Origin of the sequence: Limnobacter olei (assembly GCF_029087225.1) — a bacterium.
Classification (GTDB): Bacteria; Pseudomonadota; Gammaproteobacteria; order Burkholderiales; family Burkholderiaceae_B; genus Limnobacter; species Limnobacter olei.
The window spans coordinates 1-7,256 of record NZ_JARFJD010000045.1 but is presented as its reverse complement, the minus strand read 5'-3'; the positions used below and the strand labels follow the sequence as shown (position 1 = coordinate 7,256).

At 54.1% G+C, this 7,256-nt stretch carries 6 protein-coding genes; 4 read left to right on the top strand and 2 right to left on the bottom strand.

Annotated features, from left to right (window positions below; genetic code table 11):
* Positions 1–89: 89 nt before the first annotated feature.
* Positions 90–1,919: a bifunctional isocitrate dehydrogenase kinase/phosphatase gene (gene aceK / locus PY990_RS16100; RefSeq protein WP_275272474.1), complete on the bottom strand. Its 1,830-nt coding sequence runs from the start codon at positions 1,917–1,919 to the stop codon at positions 90–92.
* Between the two features lie 121 nt (positions 1,920–2,040).
* Between aceK and PY990_RS16095 the strand changes: the two genes are divergently transcribed.
* Positions 2,041–3,261, top strand: coding sequence for an alpha/beta hydrolase family protein (locus tag PY990_RS16095; RefSeq protein WP_275272473.1), 1,221 nt, complete (start codon positions 2,041–2,043; stop codon positions 3,259–3,261).
* A gap of 4 nt (positions 3,262–3,265) precedes the next feature.
* Here PY990_RS16095 and PY990_RS16090 read toward each other — a convergent pair whose 3' ends face one another.
* Complete coding sequence (locus tag PY990_RS16090) at positions 3,266–4,447, bottom strand: isovaleryl-CoA dehydrogenase (protein ID WP_275272472.1); 1,182 nt, start codon at positions 4,445–4,447, stop codon at positions 3,266–3,268.
* A gap of 95 nt (positions 4,448–4,542) precedes the next feature.
* Between PY990_RS16090 and PY990_RS16085 the strand changes: the two genes are divergently transcribed.
* The 3 genes from PY990_RS16085 to dksA all read left to right on the top strand — a co-directional run bounded on the left by PY990_RS16085 (position 4,543) and on the right by dksA (position 7,109).
* Positions 4,543–5,565 (top strand): MBL fold metallo-hydrolase, encoded by a 1,023-nt coding sequence (locus PY990_RS16085; protein WP_275272471.1) that lies wholly within the window; start codon positions 4,543–4,545, stop codon positions 5,563–5,565.
* A gap of 76 nt (positions 5,566–5,641) precedes the next feature.
* Positions 5,642–6,631, top strand: a complete 990-nt coding sequence (locus PY990_RS16080) for a CobW family GTP-binding protein (protein WP_275272470.1) — start codon at positions 5,642–5,644, stop codon at positions 6,629–6,631.
* A gap of 52 nt (positions 6,632–6,683) precedes the next feature.
* The gene (gene dksA / locus PY990_RS16075) at positions 6,684–7,109 is read left to right on the top strand and encodes an RNA polymerase-binding protein DksA (RefSeq protein ID WP_105027577.1); all 426 of its coding nucleotides are present in this window, start codon (positions 6,684–6,686) and stop codon (positions 7,107–7,109) included.
* Positions 7,110–7,256: the final 147 nt, after the last annotated feature.

The following is a 7,256-nucleotide window of genomic DNA, read 5'->3' as shown; positions in this document are numbered from 1 at the left end:
GCGGTGACCCTTCAAGTTCAGCTCCCCAATCACCAGCCCTGTGCGATACAGGTAACCCACTCCGAGTTGGCCAGAAACCACAAGGCAGCTCACGGCTTCTTGATAAACCGGTTGGTAAACCGCACTGCCTCGGAATACGGGAAGATATCCTCAATGTGCCCTTGGGTAATGCGGTCTTTTCGCTCCTGCCAAAACTCATATTCCAGCAAATCACGGTGCTTGCTCAAAAACGCTTTGCGCACCCGGCGGTCACCCAGCAAAAAGTGCCCGAACTCTTCGGGGAATACGTCTTTCGGCCCCACTGTGTACCAAGGTTCCGAGGACATTTCTGCCTCGGGGTTGGGGGCATCCGGAATACGGCGGAAATTGGAGTCGGTCATGTACTCAATTTCGTCGTAATCGTAAAACACCACTCGGCCCAAGCGGGTCACGCCAAAGTTCTTGAACAGCATGTCGCCCGGAAAAATATTCGCGGCAGCCAGCTGTTTGATCGCATTGCCATACTCAGTAATGCCGTGTTCCACTTCAGCGTCAGTGCCCTGTTGCAAGTAAATATTCAAAGGCGTCATGCGGCGCTCAATGTACACATGCTTGATCACCACTGTGTCGTCTTCAAAGCTCAGCGAGCTTTCGCAGGTGTCTTTCAGGTGTTCAATCAACTCCTCTGAAAAGCGGTTCAGTGGCAAACCCACATGGCTGTATTCCCAGGTGTCGGCCATTCGGCCCACGCGGTCATGTTCTTTCACCAACTGGTACTTACGCATCACACCGGCGCGGTCAATTTCCTTGCTGGGTGCAATTTTGTCTTTGATCAGTTTGAACACATACGGGTAAGAAGGCAGCGTGAACACCGCCATCACCAAGCCCTTGATACCGGGCGCCACGATAAATTCATCGTGCGAATGTTTCAGATGATGCAAGAAGTCGCGGTAAAACAAAGTTTTGCCCTGCTTGTGCAAGCCCAGCATGGTGTACATCTCGGCCTTGGGCTTGTTCGGCAACAGCGTGCGCAGAAACTGCACATAGGCGCCGGGCGTTTCCATGTCCACCAAAAAATAAGCGCGTGTGAAACTGAACAGTGTGGCGATTTGCTGCACATTGAACAGCACCGTGTCGATGTACAACTTGCCGGAGGAATCGCGAAGAATCGGAATGGCAAATGGTTGCGGCATGTTGGCATTGATGAACTTGCCAATGATATATGCGCCCTTGTTGCGGAAGAACAAACTGGACAGCACTTGAATTTGACAATCCGGATCGACCTTGATGGGCCTGGGCATCACCTGCCGTGCAGCATGCACCACGTAACGCAAATCACGCTCCAAATCCACAAATTCAGCGTTCAGCGAGAAATCACGAATCAATCGCTTCAATGTTTTGCGCAAGCCACCGCTTTTCGGGTTGGCCGGGTAATAGCTGCGGTAAGAAGGCGGATCACTTTCCACATAATCGGTGCTGACCGCGGGGCGCACAAACAAAAACCGGTTGTGGTAGTAATCGCGATGCAAAATCTTGGTCACGGCGGAATTGAAAAAGGTCTCCGCCAACTCAGGCTGTTTGTGGTCAACCAGGTAGGTCACAAAACGGGTCTTGATCTTGGCCCAAACCGATTCGCTCATCAGTAGCGAACCATAATTGCGCCGCAGTAAATCCACCGCCTCTTTCACACGTTCATCGTAAAAATCAATACGGTCGCGGGCCAGTTGCTGGATCAAATGCCAATCGCCTTCCTCAAACAGCTTTTTGGTTTGCTGGGCGCAATAGCGAAACAGGCGGTAGTGCTTGTCGAAGCCAGCCAGAATGTCGCTGGCCACTTTTTTGGACAGCTCGCGCTCTTCCTCCTCACTCAGGTGGCTGGTTTCGCTGAGTTCACCAAAATCCTCTTCCAGGGTTTTCAGGTCCAAAGGCACGCTGCTCATAAGCTGGCTTCACTCCATATGATGAACCACCGATTCTACGAGATCCCATTCCCATTTGCCCAAGAAAATCCAAAACCTGCGCGAACTTAGTATCATGGACGGATTGAATCAGGAAGTTGTCATGCCAAGTCGTTTCAAGTTGCTCTACCTGTTGTGCTTACCCTTGCTGGCCTGGGCCTGCAACGGAGAAAACAATTCCGGCTCCGCATCCCGCAATACCATTCAATCCTCAGAGGCCTTTGGCTGGCCTGCTTCGGTTCAAGGTGAAAATCCCCCTGAAAGCCCGTTGCCTTCCGATGATCTGCTGTTTCAACTGGGCATGGTCAGCGACATGTTGCCGCGCCAACAACTGGCCGGTGTGGTTGACCCCATCGCCCTGGGCTACACACTTAGCGACATCACCGACCCCGCGTTGCTGGAATTTCAAATTCGCGCCATGGCCGCACAACTGAACGATGGCTCCCGAATTGATCAAGTCTTCCACTGGTACGGCCACCCCGAGAACAACCAGTCAGTGGCGCTGGTACCCGTTAATTTTCAAAACCGCTATGGCACTCGCTTGCACGGCGAAATCGTGCTGCCCAAGCGTGGGCAAACCCAGGCCACTGCGCAACAATTCCCGGTGATTTTGGCGCTGGAAGGATTGAACACCAACACGGCCATGTACCGCTGGTGGCACCAGTTGTTTGCCGATGCTGGGTACATGGTGTTTGCGTTTGATTTTTCCGGCCAAGGCCGATCAGATGATGAAGTGCAAGGCGACCCAGGCAACAACATTGAAGAAGCACAAGACGCGCTCACCTACTTGCTCAACAACTCGCCCGTGCGCGAGTTCATCGACCCAGCCCGAATCGGTGTGATCGGCCACAGCATGGGCGCAATTGCCACCATGGGCTTGCAGGCAGTAGAGCCGCGCTTGAAAGCCGCTGTGGCTGCCGCACCCATCAGTGAAATTCAATCGGTGTTTGACAAAAACCCGATCCCCGTGATGATACAAACCGGTGACCACGATGGCCCGATTGCACCGATTGTGGCGGTGAACCCGGCGGTGGTGCGCCCTGTGTATGACAAGCTGACTAGTGACCGCGCCTTCATTGTGGCCGATGCCGCCAGCCATGCCCAACACACCAACTACCCGCTGCTACCCACCTCAACCTGGGGACGGGAAATTGCAGCCCAGTACTCACTGGCCTGGATGAATTTTCACCTGCTGGGCAACACTGAGGCGCTGAAAGTGCTGCAAACCGCGCACCCCAGGCTGAGCTACTTGTGGGAAAGTGAAGTAGTGATTGGGCAGGACAAACGGGTGTTCAAATCCGCCGGACCTGCCCTGCCACAGTAGGGTATTACATAGTTTCAGCGAACAATTCCCGGCCAATCAGCATGCGGCGAATTTCGCTGGTGCCCGCGCCAATTTCATAGAGCTTGGCATCGCGCCACAAACGGCCACAGGGGTACTCGTTGATGTAGCCGTTGCCGCCCAGAATCTGAATCGACTCGCCCGCCATCCAGGTGGCTTTCTCGGCCGAGAACAAAATGGCGCCGGCGCAATCCTTGCGCAGCTTGCGCACTGTTTCTGGCGTGGCCTTATCGCAAGCCTTGCCCACTTGGTACACATAGGCACGGGTGGCCATCATGACTGAATACATGTCGGCCAACTTGCCCTGAATCAGCTGAAATTCGCCAATGCTTTGGCCAAATTGTTTGCGGTCGTGCACATAAGGCACCACCACATCCATGGCTGCGGCCATAATACCCAGAGGACCGCCGCTTAACACAGCGCGTTCGAAATCAAGTCCGCTCATCAGCACATTGACGCCGCGACCCACCTTGCCCAGCACATGGGTTTCGGGCACTTCGCAATCCTCGAACACCAACTCGCCGGTGTGGCTACCGCGCATGCCCAGCTTGTCCAGCTTTTGCGCAATTGAGAAGCCCTTAAAACCTTTTTCAATCAAAAACGCAGTAATGCCGTGTGGCCCTGCTGCCAAATCAGTTTTGGCATACACCACCAGCACGTCCGCGTCCGGGCCGTTGGTAATCCACATCTTGCTACCGTTCAACACATACTTGTCGCCCTTCTTGTCGGCACGCAATTGCATGCTGACCACATCCGACCCTGCGTTGGGTTCGCTCATGGCCAGGGCACCGATGTGTTCACCGGAAATGAGTTTGGGCAGGAAGGTTTTGCGCTGCCAATCATTGCCGTTGCGGCGGATCTGGTTCACGCACAGGTTGGAATGGGCGCCGTAGCTCAGCGCCACCGAGGCACTGGCCCGTGAAATTTCTTCCATCGCAACAATGTGGGCCAAATATCCCATGCCACTGCCGCCCAACTCTTCCTCAACGGTTAGCCCCAACAGGCCCATATCGCCCATTTTTCGCCACAAATGCATGGGAAATTGGTCCGTTTTATCCATTTCGGCGGCCAGCGGAGCAATTTCTGCCTGGGCAAAAGTTTGTACAGCGTCGCGCAAGGCGTCGACGTCCTCTCCAAGATCAAACTGAAGTCCTGGCAAATTCAACATATCAAAGTCTCCGCGGAAGTTATGCTTTTTCGAAATGATGCCCTACAATCAGCCCCTTCACCCACACAAATGACTGAAAAGTCACCAGAAAACACATGGGAATTGAACGTTTGTTTGAACCGCCCGTTCTGGGCCAGCCCACCCCGGTCGCCCCTAGCGTTTTGTGGCTGCGTTTGCCACTGCCTTTTGCGCTCGACCACATCAATGTCTGGCTGATCGAAGAAGAAAACCAGTACACCTTGGTGGACTGCGGCGCAGGCCTGCCCGATGTGGCCGCCATGTGGGAAGAAATCGAACAAACCATGTTTGTGCGCAAACCCTTGGGCCGCATCATCGTGACCCACGCTCACCCCGACCACATCGGCATGGCCGGCCCACTGGCCCGCCGCCATGGGGTGCATGTGCACATGTCCACGGGCGAGTACTTCATGGCGCGCGGCCTGTGCGCCAACCTGCCGGGCTTTGATGCCAACACGCTGGCCGCCTTCATGGGCAGCCATGGCCTGGTGAATGAGAAAAAAGCCGATGAAACCCTGGAAGCACGCGGCGGCATGTTCTCGCGCCTTGTACCAGAGCCCCCACTGAACTACCGACGCATTCAGCACGGGGATGAAATCGAGATTGGTGGCCATCTGTGGCAATGTCATGCGGGTTTCGGTCATAGCCCCGAACACATCAGCCTGGTGTGCAAAAGCCTGGATTTGATGATCAGCGGGGATATGCTCCTGCCCACCATTTCCACCAATGTCAGCGTGTATGGCATTGAGCCCGAAGGCAACCCACTGCTGTTGTTTTTACAATCGGTACAGCGCATGGCGCAGCTGCCCAACAGCCTCACTGTACTGCCCTCTCATGGCGTTCCCTTCAAAGGCGTACACGACCGCTGCGCGCAATTGCTGCGCCACCACGATCACCGGCTCAATGAACTGCTGGAGGCCATCAAGGAAAAGCCGCTCACCGCCCGCCAGGCCATCGCCGTGTTGTTCAGGCGCGAGATGGACGGCCACCAGATGAGCTTTGCCATGGGTGAGGCCGTCGCCCATCTGCACTACCTGTGGTACAAAGGTTTGGTAAAACGTTTGGCCATTGAGGGCGTATGGACATTTCAGGCTGTTTAGATGCCTGCCAGCCCTTTAAATTTGTACAAGCGACCCCATTTCCATTGTTGACCCAATTTTCGCAGCACACAGCACCATGAACAAAGCAGCCCACAACATGATCCCAGTCACCATTCTTACCGGTTTTCTGGGCAGTGGAAAAACCACCTTGCTCAACCGAATCCTCAAAGAAAACCATGGCATGAAAATCGCCGTGATTGAAAATGAATTCGGCGAAGAAGGTGTCGACAACGACCTGCTGATGCAAAACGATCAGGAAAATATTGTTGAGATGAACAACGGTTGTCTGTGCTGCACCGTGCGCGGCGACTTGGTGCGTATTCTCGGCGAAATGGCCGCCAAGCGTTTGGCCGGCGAACTCAAGTTTGATCGCGTGGTGATCGAGACCACCGGTATGGCCGACCCTGGCCCGGTTGCCCAAACATTCTTTGTCGATGATTTGGTGGCCGAAAGCTTCATTCTGGACGCAGTCATTACCGTGGTCGACGCCAAGCATGGCATGCAGCAACTGGATGAACACCGCGAGATTCAACAGCAAGTCGGTTTTGCCGACCGCATTTTGCTGTCCAAAACCGACCTGTGCACGGAAGACGAAGTCACTGCGTTGAAACGCAGGCTGGTTAAGATGAACGCGCGCGCCGAAATGATGATTTCGGAATTCGGCGTGGCCCCGATCGACAAACTGCTGGATGTACGTGGCTTTAACCTGAATTCCATTCTCGACATTGCGCCCGATTTTCTGGACGAAGACAAACACGTTCACAACGACGAAATCCAAAGCTTCGTGTTCAAAAGTACCAAGCCGTTTGATGGGCAGAAGTTTGAGGAATTCATGGGCTCGGTCACCCAGGTTTATGGCCCCGACATGCTTCGCTACAAAGGCATCTTGAACATCAAGGCAAGTGACCGCCGCGCCCTGTTTCAAGGCGTTCACATGCTGATGGGACTGGACTGGGGCAGAAAATGGGACAGTGCCGAGAAAAAAGAAAGCAAAATCGTGTTTATTGGGCGTAAACTCCCCAAGGAATTTATCACCCAAGGGTTAGAGCTTTGTCTAGCCCGATAGCGGATATACTGGTATATAGTCAATAAAAAACCAAAGGACTAGAGGCTGTGCTATGACCACTGAGAAAACGCCCGTCATCACTGAGAAGCAATTGCTCGCGATGAAAGAAGACGATTACATGAACGAGGTGCAGCTTGCCTTTTTCCGCCAGCGCTTGCAGGAAATGGAAAAGGAACTGCTGGCCAACGCAGGTGAAACCACGGAGCACCTGCGTGAAACTGTAGTGGTTCCTGACCCTGCAGACCGCGCCACCATTGAAGAAGAGCATGCGCTTGAGCTTCGTACCCGCGATCGTGAACGCAAGCTGTTGAAGAAAATTCAACAATCCATTCAAAAAATCGAAGCCGGCGAATACGGCTGGTGCGAAGAAACCGGCGACCCCATTGGCGTAGCCCGCTTGTTGGCCCGCCCCACTGCCACGCTTTCGCTTGAAGCGCAGCAGCGCCGGGAGTTGAAGCAGCGTATGTACGGAGATTAATTCTCTCGATTTGCTGATGCGGTACAAAAAAGCACGGTGACCCTGGGTTGGCGTGCTTTTTTTACGTACTCAATGGCTGACCTATATACCTATTCGGCTTGGGTTCCGGTCTCTCGGTGCTGGTTCATCGCCCAATCGGCTTGGGTT